Source organism: Pseudomonas kielensis, from assembly GCF_014236655.1.
Lineage (GTDB): Bacteria > Pseudomonadota > Gammaproteobacteria > Pseudomonadales > Pseudomonadaceae > Aquipseudomonas > Aquipseudomonas kielensis.
The window spans coordinates 40,318-59,768 of sequence record NZ_JACMYG010000035.1 but is presented as its reverse complement, the minus strand read 5'-3'; the positions used below and the strand labels follow the sequence as shown (position 1 = coordinate 59,768).

Genomic DNA, 19,451 nt, shown 5'->3' with positions numbered 1-19,451 from the left:
GATCATTTCACTTTGAAGGAAAAGTTGCCGGTGATCGGGTGGGTGTCCGAGGAGACTGCACGCCATTCAACTTTGTAGGTACCGGTCGTCAGAGGTGCAGCCGGCGTAATCACCATCGTTTTCGGATCACCGCCAGCAGCGACGGCGGCCTTTACACCCATTGGAGAGTTCGGCATGCCAGGCATATCAGTCATGATCAGTTTTGCACCGGAAAACTGAGTGGTGAGATTCTCGGAAAAGTGCAGTTCAATTTTCGAAGGGGCCGCCGCATCCGAGCCTTCCGCCGGAGTGGAAGAAAGGAGCTTTGGATGTGCTTGAGCTACGGCACTCAGAAGCAAACCAGCAGTAAGTGCAACAGCTACGGTCGTAGTTTTAAGGAATGACATGCAAGACTCCTCACAGCAAGAGCTGTTGATTTGAGGTTTGTTTGGGAAGAACTAGTTTGTAATTTTCAATTTAAAACCACTGATGGTTAACTCGGAGCTTCCATCTCTAGTGCAGGTTGAACACGAAAATCTCGCTAAGCCCCAACGTCACAGTGCAAGAACACGATGCCACACGAACGCAAACTGTTCGATTACATTTCAGTCAGCTTGACACGCTGTTTGGGATCGAATTGGCGAAGGTCGCAAGTCTTAGAAACGAGACCGCACGCCGCAAATACTGGGGTATTCACTCATTCAAAAAATTACGAAACTGGATGCAGGCCCAAGTCGCGCTAACGCCGTTGATCACAAATGCGGCATTGCTCAGCTGACCTGCAAGTCAACACTAGGAAACTCGAGATGAAAGGCCGTTTTACCGTCACATGACGTACACCAGATTTTGCCATCATGCGCCTCAATAATTGATCGGGTAATCGACAAACCTAGCCCTGCGTTGCTTGGGCTTCCTTCCCTGCGCGCTGGGTCCACGCGATAAAAACGATCGAAGAGCTTTTCAAGATGTTCGGGGGCAATGGGTTCACCCTGGTTCTCCACGACGACCAATACCGACATCTCCTTCTGGAGGATTTCGACACTGATCATCTTCCCTTCCGAGGTGTAGCGAAGCGCATTAGAGAGCAGGTTAGATATAGCTCTGTGGAGCATAAGGACATCGCCTCGGACGCTGCCCCTTCCTGAAACCTTCAGTTCTATCCCTCGCTCATCTGCCAAAAGACGGTAGTATTCAAGCAGTTTCTCCACGACTTCCACCAAATCTATTGGTTTGTTCTCGTGGGTGATCAGACCATTGTCTGACTTCGCCAGAAATAGCATGTCATCAATCATCCGACTCATACGCTTCAAGTCATCAAGATTTGAGTACAGGTTGTCTTCGTAGTCTTCTATATCCCTTTTTCTTGAAAGCACGACTTCGGTGTGGGTCATCAAGTTGCTTACAGGAGTCCGTAGTTCGTGGGCAATGTCTGCGGAAAAATTCGATAACCGGACAAATGCATCGTCGAGTCTGGACAGCATTGCGTTAAAGGACAGCACCATTTGCTGAAGTTCTTTAGGAACAGGCGCTAAAGGGATGCGCTCTTTTAGTGATTTTGCTGACATAGAGGCGGCGACCCGCGTGACCTGGCGAATAGGCCGCATGCCACTGCTTGCTACCATCCAGCCAAGCGCCGCACTGACCAGCGCGCTAATTACCAGCCCTATCCAAAACCAGCGCTCAAGCGTCTCGAAAAAGGACATATGCTGAGTAACGTCAAAGATCAAAATGACTGTCAACGGCTTGTCTTGCCCCGTCACAACGGCTTGTGCTGTCACGCCACGGAACATCTGCTCTTGCTCCCGCCACTCCCAGACGTTGTTGTTTGTGGTTGTGCGGAACTCCTTCGGAATATCTACCGGACCGGGATCTGCGAACAGCAGCTTGCCTTCACCATCGATTATTAGGGCCGTCAAATCCCGGTGAGCACCCAGCAGCGCTTCCAGCTCAGGCTTAAATTCGCTGAATTGATCGATGGTGTTCAACCCGGACAAAATTCTCTGGGTCGAGTGGAGCTTTTCGTTCAATGCCTGCTGATCCAGCATCTTAAAGTGATGCCGACTGAGGTTGTTGAAACTAAGTCCGGCGACCGTAAGCACGGCCGTTACCGCGAGCATGAACATCAGACTCATGCGAGTTGTCAGGGACATCCGATTCATTCCGACTCCGAATCAGGCGCGTCTAGCATGTAACCCATTCCCCTCGAGGTATGAATCAACTTGACCTCAAAGTCGTCATCTATCTTGGCCCTCAACCGTCTAACCGCAACCTCGATAACGTTGGTGTCGCTATCGAAGTTCATATCCCAAACCTGGGAAGCGATAAGTGACTTTGGCAGCACCTCCCCACGACGTCGCAGCAACAGCTCAAGCAACGCAAACTCTTTGGCCGTAAGGTCGATGCGCTTACCTGCACGAATGGCCCGACGCTTGAGTAGGTCCACCTCCAGATCAGCCAATTTCATGTAGGTTTGCGAAGGCGCGCTGTTACCGCGACGCAGCAACGTTCTGACTCGAGCAAGCAATTCAGAAAATGCGAAGGGTTTGATCAGGTAGTCATCTGCGCCGAGTTCAAGTCCTTTAACTCGATCTTCAACGCGGTCTCTCGCTGTGAGAAAGAGTACGGGGACGTCTTTCCCGGAAGCGCGAACCTTCTGCAGAACTTCCCAGCCATCCAATCCAGGCATCATGACGTCGAGAATCAACAGGTCATACGCTTCGCTCAAAGCGTGCTGAAGCGCCTCTTTTCCATTAGTAAAACGATCAACATTGAACCCCGCCTCGGTGAGTCCTTGCTGCAAATAGATACCTATTTTTGGTTCGTCTTCAGCGACAAGAAGTCTCATGAGGTCGTTCTCTGATAGTGATGAAGCGGAGTCTGCAACGAAAACCGGCAGCCAACCAGCAACTGACAGAAAAGTAATATTGGCTTCAGGTAGATGTCAGCGAGCGCTGTCTAGGGTTCAAGCATGAGTACTTCCTAGTGCTCGACCGACTCTTCAGCATGAAACGTTTAGGAGCCGGAAAACAATTCCATAAGGAGTTGCCCCATGAATCGCCTGAAAATTCTGTTTTTTGTGAGCTCAATACTCGTCTCAGCTTCTGTATGGGCTGAAAGTGGCGGAGACCGGGTTATAGAGCGTATGGAGGGTCTGCGCAACAAGGCAGAAGCTGTCCTGATACAAGCTGAAAACGCTCCTGAAGGTCAGCGTCATGTCCACATGACTGAGCATATGAAGATGCTGGGAGAGCTCATGAGCCAACTCCATAAAGATCATCCAGACGCCTCAATGTCTCCTCAGCAGCACCTCGCCTGGATGGAAAAGCACGACAAAATCGTCGATGACGTTTTGAACCAAATGCAGCGCGAGCACAAATTGATGCTTTCAGAGAATCATCAGTGAAAACCGGCTTCCAATGGGCTTTTTGAACAGTAACGTTAAATACGGCGTCATTTGGACGCCGTGCTTTTTTGAAAACTGACAGAAATGTAGTGTTCAGGTCAGTTAACTGGCAGCTCCATGTCTTTAGCATAGCCAGTGCTCCCACTCCTCTTACTCTCGAGGTCACTATGAAAGCTAAGCTCGTTACCCCTGTCATCGCAGCAATCACTCTCCTCTTCGGTGCTACGGCTATGGCCAGCGCAGGGCATGGGAAAGAGGACATCGGCCAGCCTGGAGTCGCCTCTCAGGTTACTCGTACGGTGGAGGTCGAGATGGGCGATATTTTCTTCAAACCTGAAAGCATCGACGTTAAGCCTGGTGAAACCATTCGATTTGTCCTTCGCAATGATGGTTCGCTGCTGCACGAGTTCAACATCGGCAAAGCCTCTGCTCATGCAGCACACCAAAAAGAAATGGCAAGCATGTTCCAGAACGGGACGCTTAACCCCACCGGTACCGGAAAAACGATGAGCGGTATGAGCCACAGCATGGGTGGAATGAAGATGGTCGGAATGGAGCACAACGACCCGAACAGCGTCCTGATTGAGCCTGGCGCAACCCAAGAGCTGATCTGGACCTTCAACAACAGCACAGGCCTTCAGTTTGCCTGCAATGTGCCCGGACATTACCAATCGGGAATGGTCGGTCAGTTTGACCTGAAATAAGCCTAAGCCGGCTTCTCCCACCGCTTCGACACAGGAGTTGGCTACGCTCTGTTGCAGAGTACACAGTGAGGCTTAGATCATGAGTAACCATCAGCGCCTGGATGGAAACACCACCGCACCATATTGGAGGCGCAAAACAGGCGTTGTCCTAATCATGCTCATTGCGATTGGTGCCTTCTACGTGTTGCGGGAGCATTTCAGCCACGTTTATCCATTTTGGCCTTATCTGATTCTGTTGATCTGTCCATTAATGCATTTTTTTGGACATAGCCATGGCGGACATAGCCATGGCGATCAGGCAGCAACCCACAAGGACAAAGAAGGGAAATAGACATGCCTAACATATCGAGCCACCACGACCACAGTCACGCCCATGCTGCTCCGCTAAATGACGATGATCTACGTGACCCGGTGTGCGGAATGGCAGTCACTTCATCAAGTAAATTTGGTGAGTCTTATCAGGGACAGAAGTATCAATTCTGTAGCCTGAAATGCCAGGAGAAGTTTCGAGCTGATCCTGAACGCTTCAGCAGTAATGTTTCGAGCGCCGAGTCCCGCGTCACCACTCCAGAGCCTGCGGTACAAACAGGCACTGAGTTTACCTGTCCGATGCACCCGGAAATACGCCAGCCCGGACCCGGCAACTGCCCTAAATGTGGCATGACATTAGAGCCGGTCATACCCGCGCTCGATGAAGAAGAAAATCCTGAACTCCGGGATTTCGCCCGCCGCTTTTGGTGGTCGCTGCCATTAACCGTGATAGTGACCTTGCTCGCCATGGCGGGACACACGTTACAACTTTTCCATGGCCCGATCCAAAACTGGATCGAGCTGGCTCTGGCGACACCGGTGACCTTGTGGGCAGGTTGGCCTTTTTTTGTCAGAGGCATAGCATCTATTAGAAATCGCAGCCCAAATATGTGGACACTGATTGGGTTGGGTACCGCCGCAGCATACCTTTACAGCGTCATGGCAACGCTCTTACCTCAAAGCTTTCCGGCCACCTTCATGCAAGATGGACGCATCGGCGTCTACTTCGAAGCCGCAGCGGTCATCATCTCACTCACCTTGCTTGGGCAGATTCTTGAGCTCAAAGCACGATCGCAAACCTCCGCCGCCATCAAGTCCCTTCTCGGCCTGTCGCCCAAGACAGCACGCCGGATCAATACCGATGGACAGGAAGAAGACATTCCTCTCACCCATGTCCACCTTGGAGACCATCTACGGGTCAGACCCGGTGAAAAGGTTCCAGTTGATGGCTCAGTACTGGAAGGTGAAAGTGCGGTGGATGAGTCCATGCTTACTGGCGAACCAGTGCCGGTAATGAAGAGAGCTGGAGATAGTCTGATCGGTGCCACGCTCAATACACATGGGAGCTTAGTAATGGAGGCGCAGAAGGTCGGCGCCGAGACCATGCTGTCACAGATCGTACAGATGGTCGCTCGGGCTCAGCGATCCAAAGCACCAATGCAACGAATGGCCGACTCGATTGCCGGCTACTTTGTGATGGGTGTTATCGCGATTGCGATACTGACATTTGTTGGTTGGGGGCTTTTTGGCCCTGAGCCCAGCTGGGTGTTTGGTCTGATCAACGCTGTCGCCGTGCTGATCATCGCTTGCCCCTGTGCGTTGGGTCTTGCTACGCCCATGTCGATCATGGTTTCGACAGGTAAAGCAGCCAGCATGGGCGTGCTGTTCAGGGATGCCAGTGCCATCGAAAACCTATGCAAGATCGACACACTGATTGTCGATAAGACAGGCACCCTGACAGAGGGACGGCCAGTGTTTCACAGTGTGGAGGCCACACCCAGTTTCAATCCCCACGATGTTCTTCAGCTTGCTGCCAGCCTTGATCAGGGCAGCGAACATCCCTTGGCTCATGCAATCGTCGATCACGCCCGAACCGAGAACATTAAGCTCACCAAGCCAGGATCCTTTGAGTCTGGTTCAGGTATCGGGGTCAGTGGCATCGTTGATGGCAAGAAGATCCAACTGGGGAACACCGCGTTGATGGAAGCCGCAGGTGTCAGCACCAAGCCCCTACAAAAGCGTGCAGAGTTGTTGCGACTTGACGGCATCAGCATCATCTACCTCGCAGTCGACGGGGTATTGGCAGGGTTGTTGGCAGTATCAGATCCGATTAAGCCGACCTCCAAAGAAGCAGTCACCAAGCTCAAGGCTGATGACATCAAAATCATCATGGCTACTGGCGACGGGCTCACCACCGCTCGGGCTGTCGCCAGGGAGATGGGGATTGAAGAAGTCCACGGTGAAGTGAAACCTCAGGACAAGGAGCGTCTGGTCGCAGACCTTCAGCAAAACGGCCGGAAGGTCGCCATGGCCGGTGACGGTATCAACGATGCACCAGCCCTGGCGCGAGCAGATGTGGGCATTGCCATGGGGACAGGGACTGACGTTGCGATGAATAGCGCGCAACTCACGCTAGTAAAAGGCGACCTGATGGGGATTTTGCGAGCAAGGGCTCTTTCGGTCGCAACAGTAAAAAACATGCGGCAAAACTTGGGTTTCGCCTTTCTTTACAACTCGATGGGTATCCCCCTTGCCGCAGGCTTGCTCTATCCACTGACGGGACACCTCTTGTCGCCAATGATCGCTGCCATAGCCATGAGCGTCAGTTCTGCATCTGTAGTTTTCAATGCATTGAGACTGAGGAATACCCGAATTGACTGAACTTCAAAATTGCAGCGCACTTGCCATGCGTTTGCATAGAACCTGACCAGTCATTCGCATTTGACTGATCTGTGATTGAGAATTTGACCAACCAGACATCAAAGCTGAGGGGCTCATAACGACCCAAAGCGGTAAATCTGGGCAAGGGACTACCCATGTGTTTTCTTCAGTCCTTCAAGCGCACACTCGCCCTTTGCACAGCGGCCATTTTTTCAGGCCGCTTCATGCGTTTCCATTTTCTGATGTCTTCCTTGCTTCGCCCACAGCTCATACACAGATCACCACTGAGTTGACAAACTGAGATGCAGGGATTCTCGATTTCTTTAGCCATTGTCAGCCACCTTTGGACACACGTATTGAGTCAGGCGGGTGTTCCAGTAACCTCCGTGAGTTCGCTGACACTCCTCCTCAGAGTCGAAGTGGACGCTGTGGTCTGAAGGGGTCAGGACGATGTCGGCCTCCTTCAACGCGATAGCCGTCAGCTCAAAGATGCGCGCCTTCGCGTCAAACAAGGCGAGCTTTCTATCCGCCAAGGTTTCGAATACCCAGATGACCTTCAGGGTTTCAGCCAGCGCGTTGAGGTCAGCGGTATGGGTGAGCCAGATAAAGCCTTTGATTTCACCTTTTGCTGTTTCACACGCTTCGGTGAGCCTGGTAATCAACCGGCGTTCTATCCGCGCCAGTTCGCGTTTCCCTGGTGGCATTGCGGGTTCCTTTGGAGACAATGGAGGGCAGGCTCTGAATCAGGCCGGTCGAAACTCGACCGTCAGATGGCTGACTTCGTGAACCGGCTTGAGACGTTCACGAATGCTGTCGGCGTTCGCAGTGGCCTTACCAACGACGCTGACGATGGCCGCATGGGCTTGCGGCCCAATCCGCCAGACATGCAAGTCAGTGATGATGGCATCCCCCGGCTTCTCAACCAGTTCGCGGATTTCCTCGGCAACGTGCGCATCTGTCTGATCCAGCAGCACACCTGCGGTGCCCCCCATCAAGGTCCAGGCCCAACGCGCGATAACAATGGCGCCGATGATACCCATGACCGGATCCAGCCAAACCCAACCGAGATAACGCCCGGCGAGCAGTGCCGCAATGGCCAGAACTGAAGTGAGCGCGTCCGCGATAACGTGGACGTACGCAGATTTCAGGTTGTTGTCGTTCCCGTGACGGGCATGGGCATGGGCATGGGCATGGGCATGATCATCATGGTCGTGCTCATGACTGTGCCCGTGGCCCAGCAACAACGCACTGACAATGTTGACAATCAAACCGGTAATCGCGATGAGCGTAGCGGTGCCGAACTGAACTTCCGTTGGCTGCAAGAGGCGCATGACAGACTCAATGCCAATTCCCAGGGAGACCATACCGAGAACCAGTGCCGAGGCGAATCCGCCCAAGTCTCCAACCTTTCCGGTACCGAAACTGTAGCGCTCGCTGGAAGCATGGCGTTTTGCATATCCGTAAGCGGCCGCCGCGATGCCTAATGCGCCGGCATGGGTTGCCATGTGGAAGCCATCGGCCAGTAACGCCATCGAACCCGTAATATAGCCGGCGGTGATCTCGCCGACCATCATCAGCACCGTCAGTGCCACAACCCAAAGCGTACGCTTGGCATTTTCGTCGTGCGCTGAGCCAAGGAACACGTGGTCGTGTGTGTAATTGATGTTGGTGTTGCTCATGAGTGTGTACCTAGATGCGTTCACTTAGCGTAACGGCGAATGGCTTCAAGAAGCTCTTCGACGCCCCTGTTACGCTCTTCTTCGCTGAGCGCAGGGTTCGCGACATGCTCCCGCGCGTGGTCCTCGATGATTTCCTCCATTAAGCCGTTGATTGCTCCGCGAGTGGCAGCAACAAGGTGTAATGTTTTTGCGCAATCGAGATCCGATTCCAATGCTCGTTCAACGGCTTGGATTTGTCCGGCTATGCGTTTTACGCGTTTGAGAAGATTTTCTTTGTTTGCTGCAATATGGCCCATGGGATACCCCCCCTACCTATGTATTGCGCATGATAGGCATACCCCCTATGCCTATGCAAGATCATAGAGCGGAGAGAGCATCTACAGTCCCTGGCAGAAAAGAGGCCTCAAGTGCGAGCGAGGAGCGAGAGGAGCTGTAATGTCCGCCTCTAACCGTTCTCTGCCGGCGATGGCCAAAGTCGAATACGCTGCAAATGGTTGGTCAGGTCAAATGCAAACGAGTGGTCAAGTCTGCCCAACTACCCATCACAATGACGGTCACAACCCGAAACAGATAACTGTTGACCTTGCCATCGTGTCAACGTCGATGCTGTTGGTGCGGCGAAAAGAAACCGCTCAGCTTGAGAGGTAAAAAACCATGTTCGTTTTAAATGTTTCCGGCATTGGTTGCGGCAGTTGCGTCAGCAAAATCACCAAGGCGATTCAGTCAATGGATAACGAAGCTACGGTTTCCGTGGATCGGTCAGCCGGTAAGGTGAGAGTTGAAAGCAGCGAAAGCCCAGAGCAGATTCGTAAAGCTGTCGAGGCGGTAGGTTTTCCTTGCCAGATCAGCGCTTGAAGCGCTGACAGCTGCCCCTGGTCAGACGCCCGTTGCAGGGGGGATCCACTTGGTGAACATTCAGGGATACCATAGCAGCGTCGACCACAATTACCGCTCGCAAGCCCCTGCGCTACTAATCACCTCGCAGAGCTTTGAGCAAACCTTTGAATGCTCCATTCAACCGAGTAAAAGCGGCGTCGAAACGTATTCCATTTTCTGTGTACTTTGCGACCTCAACCTGCTGATCGACAGTATTTTGGTCAATGGCAGGTTGAGCCGGTGTACTGTAAAGCAAACTAATTCCATAAATATCGCTTACGGATTCTATTCCGGCAATGTGTTTTACATTTGTTGTTTCCAAAGAAAATAGAGTGGCAGGTGTTTTTTCTATTTCGCGGGCGAGCACAGTAGAAAAATCTAAATCTCGGGCCTTGTAGTTCGGCGTATCAGCATTTGCGATGTTGTTACTCAGGATTTCGGCTCTTTGGCTACGAAGATTCAAAGCTCTTTCCGCTACGCCGACCGCTTTTTCGAAACTAATACTCAAGCAATAATCCTCAACAAGCTCACTTATTTACTACGCGATACCTCCGGATTCACATCTCCGACCAATAGAGGTTCAAAGACATAGTCACCTTGAGTAACGAAAACCTACAAAGGTTCGCCCGTTGATATTATTGGTGAGTAATATCGATGCGCGCTGGAAGACCGAGACCTTAAGGACTAAATACGATGTTCTTCAAGAGAAATATCACAACCTGACGCAACTGTAATATTGGCCTAAGCTTCCCGACAGCGGGAGACCCTTATAGTCCTATTGAGCCTAATGCTCACCCGCTACGAATCAATGCACGATTGGATTCAGGGGCGGCCAGTACTGATCTGAGGAAACCCCAAATGAACACTATCAAATCCTTGTTCGTCATCGCTGCTCTGAGCATTTCATCTTTGGCTATGGCTGAGGGCGGTGGTGATCGGACTTTCGCACGTATGGAATTGGCCAAAAATAATTCGATGGAATCGTACCAGGTAGCTCAAACGCAGAGCTCTCAACCGCCTGTCGCTGAGAGCAAAGCGAAAGCGATGGATCATAAAAACTGCTGAACGATTAGGCACGCGGCCAACCTGACAGAAATGTAATCACTAAGGTGGTTTAGATGTGGCAATTTCTGAGCTCGCTTGCTGTAAAAATTCGTCTTTTTAACGGTAAGCGAAGCTCATCTTGCCAACTCACGGGTTGTTTTGAACGGCTCCCTTTTGACTGATTGGAAATAAACGGCATGCATTCCAAAACCTCTAGACGGACATTCGTTAAAGGCCTGGCCGCCGGTGGCATCCTTGGCGGCCTTGGTCTGTGGCGCACTCCTGTATGGGCAGTGACCAGTCCAGGCTTGCCGAGCGTCCTCACCGGCAACGAATTTGATCTGTTTATTGGTGAAACCCCTGTAAACATCACCGGCTCGCCGCGCACGGCCATGACCATCAATGGATCATTGCCAGGACCCTTGCTGCGTTGGCGCGAAGGAGAGACAGTCACACTGCGTGTGAAAAATCGTTTGGACCAGGACACTTCCATCCATTGGCACGGGATCATCCTGCCGGCCAATATGGACGGCGTACCCGGATTAAGCTTCCATGGCATCGCACCCGACGGTATGTACGAGTACAAATTCAAGATCCATCAGAACGGTACGTATTGGTATCACAGCCACTCGGGCTTACAGGAGCAGGCAGGCGTTTACGGGCCAATCGTTATCGACTCGAAAGAACCTGAACCTTTTCAATACAACCGCGACTACGTGGTGATGTTGACTGACTGGACCGATGAAGATCCTAGTCGCGTCATGGCGAAGCTTAAGAAGCAATCTGACTACTACAACCACCACAAACGTACCGTTGGCGATTTCATCGACGATGTCAGCAAGCAAGGCTGGTCATCTACCGTAGCCGACCGAAAGATGTGGGCAGAAATGAAAATGAACCCCACTGACCTCGCAGACGTCAGTGGAGATACTTACACCTACCTCATGAATGGCCAGGCGCCCAACGGTAACTGGACCGGTATTTTCAAACCAGGTGAGAAGCTGCGCCTTCGTTTTATTAACGGCTCGGCGATGAGCTATTTCGACGTTCGAATTCCTGGCTTGAAAATGACCGTTGTGGCCGCCGACGGCCAACACGTCAAACCGGTCAGCGTCGACGAATTCCGCATCGCCGTAGCTGAAACGTATGACGTGATAGTTGAGCCCGCCAGTGAAGAGGCTTACACCATCTTCGCCCAGTCTATGGACAGAACCGGGTATGCACGCGGAACCCTCGCAGTTCGCGAAGGATTAAAGGCACAAGTGCCTGCGATCGACCCTAGGCCTCTTTTGTCCATGGATGACATGGGAATGGGCGGTATGGCTGGTATGGACCATGGCAGCATGGCTGGTATGGGCAGCGGCGACATGTCCGGCATGGCTGGCATGGATCACAGCAAGATGGCGGGCATGGACCAAAGTGACATGACCGGGATGACCGGCATGGACGGCGGTGATATGACTAGCATGGCTGGTATGGATCACAGCAAGATGGCTGGTATGGACAAAGGCGACATGGCCAACATGGCTGGCATGGACCATAGCAAGATGGCGGGCATGGACAAAGGCGATATGTCCAACATGGCCGGTATGGACCACAGCAAGATGGCTGGCATGGGCGGTATGGGTGGAGAAATGCAGACTCACCCAGCCTCCGAAACCAACAACCCCTTGGTTGATATGCAAGCCATGACCCCGACGCCAAAGCTAAACGATCCAGGCATCGGTTTGCGGAACAATGGTCGTCGAGTCCTCACCTATTCAGACCTGAAAAGCACTTTCGAGGACCCTGATGGCCGCGAGCCCAATCGCACCATTGAGCTACATCTGACCGGTCACATGGAAAAGTTTTCCTGGTCCTTCAACGGCATCAAATTTTCTGACGCTGAGCCCCTTCGTCTCAAGTATGGGGAGCGTCTTCGCATCACCTTGGTAAACGACACCATGATGACGCACCCCATTCACCTTCACGGAATGTGGAGCGACCTTGAAGATGAAAACGGCAAGTTCATGGTGCGCAAGCACACAATCGACATGCCACCAGGTACCAAGCGCAGCTATCGAGTCACCGCCGATGCCTTAGGTCGCTGGGCCTATCACTGCCACCTGCTTTTCCATATGGAAATGGGCATGTTCCGTGAAGTACGGGTTGATGAGTAAAGGAGACGATCTGTGAGCACATACCTAAATCGTAAATCGCTGGTCGGTTGCCTCTTTGCCGTCGGCTTGATGGGTGGACTCTCGTCCGTGGCGCTGGCAGTCGAGGATAGTAGTGTTCATTCACCTGCTACTCCTGCGGAGCCAACGAGCAAGCCTGCAACTGCGACAAAAGAATCAAAGCCCGATCACGGATCAATGGATCACAGCAAGATGAGCCATGAGTCGATGGGTCATGACCAAAAAACCAAAAAGGCAGATTGAGATCATGACCAGTAAGTTTTTACGTCCAACGTTGATGGCACTGGCAGTCTCTACCAGTCCTGCTTTCTCTTTCATGGCCCAGGCGGCAGAAGAGATGGATCACTCCAAGATGGATCGCGGCTCGATGGGAGCTATGGACCATAGCAAGATGGGGGCAATGGATCACAGCAAGATGAGCATGGACAATGGAGCAATGGACGGTATGGAAAGTATGGATGGAGGGGCTACCACCACCAGCCGAACTCCAATCCCTGTACTGACCGACGCTGACCGTGCAGCCGCGTTCCCTGATGTGGCTGGTCATGGCGTTCACGACAAGAAGGTCAACTCCTTCATGCTGCTGGATAAGTTTGAGTACCAGGATGCTGACAACGGTAGTGCGTTGGCCTGGGATGCAAAAGGATGGATCGGCGGTGACGTTGACCGACTGTGGTTGCGTTCGGAAGGCGAACGTACCAATGGCGTAACGGAAAACGCTGAACTCTCAGCCCTTTGGGGGCACTCCATCGGTCCATGGTGGGATGTCGTCACCGGCGTACGACAAGACTTCAAGCCCGGATCACCACAAACTTGGGGAGCGCTCGGTATTCAGGGCATGGCCCTCTATAACTTTGAAGCCGAAGCGACTGCCTATATCGGTGAGAACGGTCAAACCGCTGCTAGATTGGAAGGCGACTACGACATTCTGCTGACCAATCGCCTGATCTTGCAGCCAACGGCCGAAGCCAATTTTTACGGAAAAAATGATCCTCAACGCGGCATTGGGTCTGGATTGGCAAACACCGAAGTAGGGCTCCGATTGCGTTATGAGATTGTTCGCCAATTTGCCCCTTACATTGGGGTTAGCTGGAGCCGCTCCTACGGCAATACGGCAGACCTGGCCAGCGATGAAGGAGAGCATGCGAACGAGGCGCGATTTGTCGCCGGTATTCGGATGTGGTTTTAAGAGCCTGACATGAAAAGAACGTTGAAAACATTGACTGCTGCCGGGGTGGTTGCCGCAATAACAGGTGCCGGCGTGGTTTATTTTGGTGTGATCAATGTTGGGGCGGATGAACCACACTCCGATCCCGTTTACGCGCTACTTTCCACCGCTCGGGATCGCTCGATCGAAGTGCGCTCACGCGACATTAAAGTCCCCGACCTGAGCGAAGAAGCTCTAATCCGCGCAGGTGCTGGCAACTACAACTCTATGTGCATCGGTTGCCATCTCGCTCCGGGTATTGAAGGAACCGAGTTAAGTAATAGCCTTTACCCCGCACCTCCGAATCTTTCAAAACTGGGCGTTGATGGAAACCCTGCCGCAGCTTTCTGGATCATCAAGCATGGAATCAAATCCACAGGCATGCCCGCTTGGGGTAAAAGCATGGCCGATCCCTACATATGGGGAATGGTCGCATTTCTCCAGCAGCTGCCTTCAATGGATGCAGAGCAATACAAAGCTCTCGCAACCAGCAGCGGTGGTCATCAACACGGTGGCGGCGAGAGCAAAATGCATAACCATGAAGGCCAGCATGAGGGCCAAAAAGGCGCTGTCGCGGGGCATCATGATGCGGGTACAGGCGAAGAAATAGCCGAAGCAGGCGACCATCATGGCGAGAGAAACAGCGCTCATGCCCATGAGGCGGCCGAAGCGCCTTCTCAGGATGAAAGTACCGAACACGCCCATCCTCAGGTTGTGGAGGCTTCACATGACGCCCCTGCAACTCCGGCCACTCAGCCAAAAACTCATACCCACGCTGATGGGAAGGAACATACCCATGCGAAATAACTTTCTTCGTCCCGGTCGGGCACTTCGCCTCGCTGCATTTGCGGCTCTGTTTATCAGTTCAGCTGGTCATGCAGCAGAGTCGCTGACGATCGACGTCCATCGTGACGCTAACTGTGGATGCTGCAAGAAGTGGATCCAGCACCTTGAAGCTAACGGCTTCACCGTCGTTGATCATGTAGAAACCAACATGAGCGCGGTCAAGCAGGATCTCGGTGTTGCTCCACGACTCTCGTCCTGCCACACAGCAATGATCAATGGAAAGTTTGTTGAAGGTCACGTGCCCGCCGAGCAAATCATTGCGATGAGCAAACGTGACGACCTTCTCGGGATCGCCGTTCCTGGCATGCCGGCTGGATCCCCGGGCATGGAAGTCAACGGAAAACATGATGCTTACCAGGTAATCGGTTTGTCCAAAGCAGGCGCAGACCAGGTCATTGCTGAATACCCCGGAAACTAATCTGGCCCCTCAATCCTGTCCCTGCGTGGTTAGCGACATAGCCATGCAGCGGGACACATACTGTCCATTCCGCGCTCAAGTAACACGCAAAGACAATGAGCTACTGTTGGCCGTCTCTCCTGCTGTTCCCCCCAGCCCCACTCTATAACGCCCTCAGCTAAACGATGCGCACGCAGTCGAAGTGAATATCGACGATGACTCTGCACCTTCAGTCTCAGTTATGAATGGAGATTGCCTGTCAACGGATCAAAAGCTCCTAGACAGCAGGTTTGCCAAGCGGGGCGAACACAGGTACTGACAACAGGACGTCCCGCACTTATGTCAATCCACACAAAAAAAGGCGCCACTAGGGCGCCTAAGCCGCCTCCCAAACCAAAGGAGAAACAAGGAGACGGGGTGTACCTGGTAGTCGAACAATTGGTGCCGCAGGTTAGCGCTCGTTAAAGCAGTTGCAGTGGGTACTCGACAATCAGTCGGACCTCATCCAAATCAGATTCGAAATCGGTAGCACGCGTGGTTGCTTGGCGAACACGCAGCGACATGTCCTTCAGAGAGCCTGACTGGATGATGTACTTAGCCTCAATGTCTCGCTCCCAACGCTTTTGGTCTTGCAATGGCGCTCCATCTGCTCCGCGACGCATATACACGCTGTTCGCGTTGGAATAATCAGCGTCCCACCCCTTCGCGTAGCGGGTCATGAAGCTAAGGCCTGGGATGCCGAACGCTTGCATATCCAGGTCGTAGCGAAGCTGCAAGGATTGCTCTTTCGGTGAGTTGAAGTCGCTGTACTGGATGGAGTTATCCAGAAAAATCGAGTCCGATTGGCGCAGGTAATCAAAGTCGTCATTGCCGTTGCTGCGCTGATAGCCAACGGTCACCGTGTGGACGCCGAATTTAACCCCGGCTTTGCCACTCCAGATATTGTTATCAAAGCTGTCCAGGAGTTTTTTACCCTCGTCGACCGCGCGGTAGTAATTAAATCCACCGATCAACGCGACGCTCTCTGAGAGCGGGTAGCTCAGGGAAGTGCCTGCGTAATACTGATTCCAAACATCCTTAAATTGGCTGGCGTAAAGACTCACACCAACATGCTCATTAACGGTGTAATCGCCCCCAAGGTAAGCAATCCATGGAGCATCAACAGCACCGGCATAGAAAGTCGAAAAGCCGTCACGCATGCTGCTGGAGTTGGGTTGGCTCATCGCATGCAGCCGCCCCCCCTGAATGGTCAGGTCTTTAATGGTGGTGTTGGTGAACGTTGCCCCCTTAAAGCTCTCTGGCAGCAGTCGAGAATCGCCATATGCCACGACAGGCGTGGATGGAAAGACATCTCCTACTTTGACCACCGTATCCATAAAGCGAGCCTTCGCGGCTCCGCCTACTTTTGAGTAAGAGTCTTCAGGTTGGCCTTTGCTGTTGTAGGGCATGACATCCACTGAGCTTCGAGCCCCCGAGCGCCCATCACCCGAATCAAGCTTGAGTCCTACCATTGCAAATGCATCTATGCCGAACCCGACGGTGCCTTGGGTGAAGCCAGACTCAAATCGCCCGATAATCCCATGAGCCCATTCTTCAGCGTAACCATTGCCTGTGGGACTTGACTGGCCCTTTCGATTGTCACGATTGAAGTAGAGATTACGATTGAGAAGACTAAGGGAGCTCCCTTCAATGAACCCCTCAGGTTTTTGCTCAACGGCCACTGCAACTTGCCCCATGCTCATGCCAAGGGCAATGAGAGAAAGACCATAAAAGCTTTTATTGTTCATTTAACACTCCAGGCTTTTGCTTGGCAGAGTTTCTTTATGAAATATTTTTATCATTATAAAAAGCCACCGGCACATAGGGATTCCCTCTACGTGCCGACAGACATAATTTCATACAAAAGATAACTTCAGCGTGACCTGAAAATTACTTCTATGTCAGCGACCAGCAAGCATGCTTAAAAAGCGTAAATGAATGATTTGATGTAGACATGACCTTAAGGGGCTAACTCCCATGTGGGCAGTCGGTACCCATAATCTTGTATTCCACGGTATTAAGCTTGCCCGCCGAATCTTCATAGGTCATGCGCGAAGGCGCAACACTACAGTTTTTGTTGGCCTGTGTGACACTGATCACCTTCTGAATATCGAGGTTCATACCATATTCATAATGAACAACTTCAGGGACGGCCTTACCATTTCTTAAGGCATATTGCTCCATCGCCTGTTGGTTTTCTTGCATCATCCGACCATACACGCGGTCACCGCCTCCTTCAGCCATGGCTAATGAAGATAAGGTCAAAACCGAAGCGGCGCAAAACGCTTTCACTGCTGTCATTGCTTTCATGATTTTCTCCTAAGCTCAATTTTCTGAGTTAAAGAGTAACAAGTGAAAGCTTTCAGAAAGCTGCCGCGAAGGTTACTAATGTGAAAGGTGAACCCTACTCCGCGTTTACGCTTTCAAGCCAGATGGCATTTTTGTTATCACCAAAGGTTGGCAGACGCTGACGGAACACAGATGACCTCAATAGCTTATTGGAACCGGTGGCCCCTCCCAATTCCTCGATACGCCGGTAGATCTGAGCAAGGCCTCCGCGTCGACTCCGGTTTTTTCCAGGCTTGTCAGATCCCACTCGAAGAAACTGGAAAATACCAGGAAAACCTTGCTTGCTACCGCTGAAGTCAATCTTACCGTCGAGTAATTCACCGGGAGCTTCATCCGGATGAGTTCAGAGACAGTCCATATCAAAGTTCTTAGACGGAAATGCCATACTGACTCTTGATGAATCTTTATCTGTTGATAAGTAAGGGGAAACCTCTGCTTGCGTAGATCCAGCTCATGAGGTAACGAACCTGGGAGTAGCGATTGCAAATTCCGAATATTCACTCTCTTCGGATCTTTCGTAACTTTATATAGCTCATCTACGCCCGCTTCGATAAGGGCCGCATACGCGCCGTCTCTTGAGTCGACAGACTTTTCGACCGTAACTGCAATTTTTTTAGGTGCACGGAGTTTTGCCATTAACCATGCGTTATCATGTTCTAGAATCCATTGCGTAGGTTTGTACGCCTTCTTCCAGAGGTACTCGACATCGGCGTCGTTACGTAGCGCTAAAAGCAACTCAATTTTTTGGCGATACCTAGTTTTTTGGCTAGGATGCGATTCTTCAACTTTGGACGCTCGCGGAGAAACAGAGGCACTCAGCAGAATAGACTCATTCTTCAGAGCCTCTTCAAAGTCATCTGCACTGGAAAACAAATGAAGAGCAATGATCAAATGCCTCGCGAGCGGCATATTTAGCTGACCTTTGTCTGATTTGAGCCGGATCCATTGCTCATGTTTCCCGGTGTTATAGGCTGGATCAATCTGCGACAAAAGCTCATCACCGTAAGCGCTTTGGATGCTGTCGAATAGTTTTGCGATACCTGCATTTTTTCCGAAAATATATCCGCGTTTCTTGCATTGGCGGACGTAGCAAGAACTTAATACCGTACTGCCTATCGGAGGAATATTGCGTTGCAAGATATCGTGTGCGAACAGGGCGACTTTCTGTTCCAGTTTTGAGCCCTTGTGAGTCGCTGCGCTGTTTAAGGGGCTCCAACCGCATGCGCATGGCTCAGTCAGATTGGGAAGTAGCTTCAATTTTCGGTAGAACGGGCGAGAGCACTCGGGGCAGGCATGGATCAATGTGTCGCCATGACGCCAACAGACGGCAACACCGGGTATTTGGTGAGATCGATGCCAGTAGGCAGAACCCCGATCAATCAAATCCTCCTGAACGCAGGTAGGACAAAGCTTAGCCTTGCCATGGGTGGACTCCTCTCTGCGGGGCACCCGTACCACCCCGTCATAACCCAGCGGACCTACGTTGTTCTCCGGACCCTGCTTAACCCCAAGAAAAGGCCGGTAAGCAGGAAAAGTGGTATTGCTACTGATCAGCTCTGCGAGATTGCTCTCCGATTGCCCCGGCAGTCTGTGGGCGAGCCTCTCGATCTGATTGGGTACGATGCCACCAATGCAAAAGGGTTTCGATGCGAACAAATCGCGGTAGGTTTCTGTCGCGGTTCTGTTGCCTGACAGATAGTGATATCGGGTGACACGAGAGTGCAGCATTTCATCCGGCATCGACACGGGGAAAAACAATAGATCAGACATCATTTACCGATTAAAGGTAGGGCTCGAAGAGAATATGCATCCGGGGGCAGTATATATGCAACCCGTCAAATTCTGTATCCGGTATCGATTTGGAAATGATACCCAGCCGCTCAACTTTTAACCGTAGTGAATTCATCTAAGCCCTGCCGCGATCGTACTCTTGAATACAAAACACGTATCGATAACCTGCGCAGGTCAGCCCATGGCAATTGCAAAACTATTTCTGTTGATCGCGGGTTAGTACGTTTTACTTGCTGATCGTGGTCATCCAGCGTATGCCGTAGCTATTC

Annotated in this window: 22 protein-coding genes and 1 pseudogene; 12 read left to right on the top strand and 11 right to left on the bottom strand. The window is 51.9% G+C overall.

Features of this window, described 5'->3' with window-relative positions; genetic code table 11:
• Window positions 1-2: 2 nt before the first annotated feature.
• The 3 genes from copC to H7995_RS24490 all read right to left on the bottom strand — a co-directional run bounded on the left by copC (window position 3) and on the right by H7995_RS24490 (window position 2,824).
• Complete coding sequence (gene copC / locus H7995_RS24500; RefSeq protein ID WP_042556868.1) at window positions 3-386, bottom strand: copper homeostasis periplasmic binding protein CopC; 384 nt, start codon at window positions 384-386, stop codon at window positions 3-5.
• 363 nt (window positions 387-749) lie between these two features.
• On the bottom strand, window positions 750-2,138 hold the full coding sequence (locus H7995_RS24495) for a heavy metal sensor histidine kinase (protein WP_086794046.1): 1,389 nt from the start codon (window positions 2,136-2,138) through the stop codon (window positions 750-752).
• The gene (locus H7995_RS24490) at window positions 2,135-2,824 is read right to left on the bottom strand and encodes a heavy metal response regulator transcription factor (RefSeq protein ID WP_042556870.1); all 690 of its coding nucleotides are present in this window, start codon (window positions 2,822-2,824) and stop codon (window positions 2,135-2,137) included. Before H7995_RS24490 ends, H7995_RS24495 begins: the two co-directional genes overlap by 4 nt.
• Window positions 2,825-3,028: 204 nt before the next feature.
• Here H7995_RS24490 and H7995_RS24485 point away from each other — a divergent pair, with 204 nt between their 5' ends.
• From H7995_RS24485 to H7995_RS24470, 4 genes are all read left to right on the top strand, one after another.
• Window positions 3,029-3,382, top strand: a complete 354-nt coding sequence (locus H7995_RS24485; RefSeq protein ID WP_042556871.1) for a co-regulatory protein PtrA N-terminal domain-containing protein — start codon at window positions 3,029-3,031, stop codon at window positions 3,380-3,382.
• 167 nt (window positions 3,383-3,549) lie between these two features.
• Window positions 3,550-4,086 carry a cupredoxin domain-containing protein gene (locus H7995_RS24480; RefSeq protein ID WP_042556872.1) on the top strand — a complete coding sequence of 179 codons (537 nt, stop codon included), beginning with the start codon at window positions 3,550-3,552 and terminating at the stop codon, window positions 4,084-4,086.
• Between the two features lie 79 nt (window positions 4,087-4,165).
• The gene (locus tag H7995_RS24475; RefSeq protein ID WP_080895976.1) at window positions 4,166-4,417 is read left to right on the top strand and encodes a DUF2933 domain-containing protein; all 252 of its coding nucleotides are present in this window, start codon (window positions 4,166-4,168) and stop codon (window positions 4,415-4,417) included.
• A 2-nt stretch (window positions 4,418-4,419) separates the two neighbouring features.
• Window positions 4,420-6,777, top strand: coding sequence for a heavy metal translocating P-type ATPase (locus H7995_RS24470; protein ID WP_080895977.1), 2,358 nt, complete (start codon window positions 4,420-4,422; stop codon window positions 6,775-6,777).
• A 149-nt stretch (window positions 6,778-6,926) separates the two neighbouring features.
• Here the strand turns inward: H7995_RS24470 and H7995_RS24465 are convergent.
• From H7995_RS24465 to H7995_RS24450, 4 genes and pseudogenes are all read right to left on the bottom strand, one after another.
• A pseudogene (locus H7995_RS24465) lies at window positions 6,927-7,108 on the bottom strand (DUF1289 domain-containing protein).
• The gene (locus H7995_RS24460; RefSeq protein WP_042556874.1) at window positions 7,101-7,481 is read right to left on the bottom strand and encodes a hypothetical protein; all 381 of its coding nucleotides are present in this window, start codon (window positions 7,479-7,481) and stop codon (window positions 7,101-7,103) included. The pseudogene H7995_RS24465 and the gene H7995_RS24460 overlap by 8 nt, the downstream one beginning before the upstream one ends.
• Before the next feature lie 39 nt (window positions 7,482-7,520).
• Entirely contained in the window at window positions 7,521-8,456 is a 936-nt protein-coding gene (dmeF, locus tag H7995_RS24455; protein ID WP_086794050.1) for a CDF family Co(II)/Ni(II) efflux transporter DmeF, read from the bottom strand.
• A 20-nt stretch (window positions 8,457-8,476) separates the two neighbouring features.
• On the bottom strand, window positions 8,477-8,752 hold the full coding sequence (locus H7995_RS24450) for a metal/formaldehyde-sensitive transcriptional repressor (RefSeq protein WP_042556876.1): 276 nt from the start codon (window positions 8,750-8,752) through the stop codon (window positions 8,477-8,479).
• A 139-nt stretch (window positions 8,753-8,891) separates the two neighbouring features.
• Here H7995_RS24450 and H7995_RS24445 point away from each other — a divergent pair, with 139 nt between their 5' ends.
• Together H7995_RS24445 and H7995_RS24440 are read left to right on the top strand one after the other, a co-directional pair.
• Window positions 8,892-9,104 carry a hypothetical protein gene (locus H7995_RS24445; RefSeq protein WP_140396035.1) on the top strand — a complete coding sequence of 71 codons (213 nt, stop codon included), beginning with the start codon at window positions 8,892-8,894 and terminating at the stop codon, window positions 9,102-9,104.
• 6 nt (window positions 9,105-9,110) lie between these two features.
• On the top strand, window positions 9,111-9,311 hold the full coding sequence (locus tag H7995_RS24440; RefSeq protein ID WP_080895979.1) for a heavy-metal-associated domain-containing protein: 201 nt from the start codon (window positions 9,111-9,113) through the stop codon (window positions 9,309-9,311).
• 115 nt (window positions 9,312-9,426) lie between these two features.
• On the opposite strand, the gene flgB is transcribed toward H7995_RS24440, so the two are convergent.
• Window positions 9,427-9,840 (bottom strand): flagellar basal body rod protein FlgB, encoded by a 414-nt coding sequence (flgB, locus tag H7995_RS24435; protein WP_042556877.1) that lies wholly within the window; start codon window positions 9,838-9,840, stop codon window positions 9,427-9,429.
• A 350-nt stretch (window positions 9,841-10,190) separates the two neighbouring features.
• Between flgB and H7995_RS24430 the strand changes: the two genes are divergently transcribed.
• From H7995_RS24430 to H7995_RS24405, 6 genes are all read left to right on the top strand, one after another.
• Complete coding sequence (locus H7995_RS24430; RefSeq protein ID WP_042556878.1) at window positions 10,191-10,397, top strand: co-regulatory protein PtrA N-terminal domain-containing protein; 207 nt, start codon at window positions 10,191-10,193, stop codon at window positions 10,395-10,397.
• A 176-nt stretch (window positions 10,398-10,573) separates the two neighbouring features.
• The gene (locus H7995_RS24425; RefSeq protein ID WP_042556879.1) at window positions 10,574-12,535 is read left to right on the top strand and encodes a copper resistance system multicopper oxidase; all 1,962 of its coding nucleotides are present in this window, start codon (window positions 10,574-10,576) and stop codon (window positions 12,533-12,535) included.
• Window positions 12,536-12,547: 12 nt separating this feature from the next.
• Entirely contained in the window at window positions 12,548-12,796 is a 249-nt protein-coding gene (locus H7995_RS24420; protein WP_176393382.1) for a hypothetical protein, read from the top strand.
• Entirely contained in the window at window positions 12,768-13,742 is a 975-nt protein-coding gene (locus tag H7995_RS24415) for a copper resistance protein B (protein WP_042556880.1), read from the top strand. Before H7995_RS24420 ends, H7995_RS24415 begins: the two co-directional genes overlap by 29 nt.
• Before the next feature lie 9 nt (window positions 13,743-13,751).
• Window positions 13,752-14,567 (top strand): c-type cytochrome, encoded by an 816-nt coding sequence (locus H7995_RS24410; RefSeq protein ID WP_080963326.1) that lies wholly within the window; start codon window positions 13,752-13,754, stop codon window positions 14,565-14,567.
• Window positions 14,557-15,024: a DUF411 domain-containing protein gene (locus H7995_RS24405; RefSeq protein WP_042561924.1), complete on the top strand. Its 468-nt coding sequence runs from the start codon at window positions 14,557-14,559 to the stop codon at window positions 15,022-15,024. Before H7995_RS24410 ends, H7995_RS24405 begins: the two co-directional genes overlap by 11 nt.
• Before the next feature lie 440 nt (window positions 15,025-15,464).
• Here H7995_RS24405 and H7995_RS24400 read toward each other — a convergent pair whose 3' ends face one another.
• The 3 genes from H7995_RS24400 to H7995_RS24390 all read right to left on the bottom strand — a co-directional run bounded on the left by H7995_RS24400 (window position 15,465) and on the right by H7995_RS24390 (window position 19,161).
• A complete protein-coding gene (locus H7995_RS24400; RefSeq protein WP_042556881.1) occupies window positions 15,465-16,790 on the bottom strand; it encodes an OprD family porin in 1,326 nt (441 codons plus the stop codon).
• Window positions 16,791-17,010: 220 nt separating this feature from the next.
• Entirely contained in the window at window positions 17,011-17,343 is a 333-nt protein-coding gene (locus tag H7995_RS24395) for a DUF2790 domain-containing protein (RefSeq protein ID WP_042561925.1), read from the bottom strand.
• A 186-nt stretch (window positions 17,344-17,529) separates the two neighbouring features.
• Window positions 17,530-19,161 carry a TnsD family Tn7-like transposition protein gene (locus H7995_RS24390; RefSeq protein WP_232966725.1) on the bottom strand — a complete coding sequence of 544 codons (1,632 nt, stop codon included), beginning with the start codon at window positions 19,159-19,161 and terminating at the stop codon, window positions 17,530-17,532.
• Window positions 19,162-19,451 lie beyond the last annotated feature (290 nt).